Raw genomic sequence first — 831 nt, forward strand, 5'->3', positions numbered from 1 at the left:
GTTCGCCAACGGTCACCGGATCATCGCCCGCAAGCCGGTCAGGACGGCCCGCTGAGGGCGCCCCGGCGACGCCGGCCCGCCGGACGCGGGCAACCCGTGGGGACGCCCCGGCGGCCCGGACCCGCCGGCTCCGGGCGACCCGTCAGCCGCGCAGGACGAGCGCCTGCCCCGCCACCACCAGCAGCACCTGCTCGCACTCCTCGGCGAACGCCGCGTTCAGCCGCCCCAGCTCGTCCCGGTACCGGCGGCCGGACGCGGTGGCGGGCACGATGCCCGACCCCACCTCGTTGGACACCGCCACCACGGTCCGCCGGGTCGCGCGGACCGCGTCGGTCAGCTCCCGCACCCGCTCCCGCAGCGCCTTCTCGCCGCCGCCCGCCCACTCCGCGTCGTCCCACGCCCCGACGGCGTCCATCGCGTCGGTCAGCCACAGCGACAGACAGTCCACCAGCAGCGGCGGCCCGTCGTCCGTGAGCAGCGGCACCAGATCGCACGTCTCGGCCGTGCGCCACGACCCCGGTCGCCGCTCCTGGTGCACGCACACCCGCGCCGCCCACTCCGTGTCCCCGTTGCGCGACCCGCCCGTCGCCACGTACAGCACCTCGGGGAAGGACTCCAGCCGCCGCTCCGCCTCCACCGACTTGCCCGACCGGGCCCCGCCCAGCACCAGCGTCCGCCGGGGCACGTCCGGCACGTCCTCGTAGGCGCCCACCTCCAGGGTGGTGCCGTCCGGGACCGCGCGGGCGCCGGCCGCCGCCAGCCGGCGCCGGGTCTCCGGGCCCGGCGGCAGGTCGTGGTCGAGGTGGACGGCGACGACGTCGGTGGCCGCCC

General features: G+C 78.2%; 1 protein-coding gene. It reads right to left on the reverse strand.

Translation table 11 applies throughout. From position 1 onward, the window contains the following. Nucleotides 1–142: 142 nt before the first annotated feature. Nucleotides 143–831, reverse strand: a 689-nt coding sequence (locus G3I53_RS02225) for a bifunctional adenosylcobinamide kinase/adenosylcobinamide-phosphate guanylyltransferase (RefSeq protein ID WP_164437981.1), incomplete at its 5' end; no start/stop codon positions are given.

The organism is Streptomyces sp. SID14436 (genome assembly GCF_010548465.1).
Classification (GTDB): Bacteria; Actinomycetota; Actinomycetes; order Streptomycetales; family Streptomycetaceae; genus Streptomyces.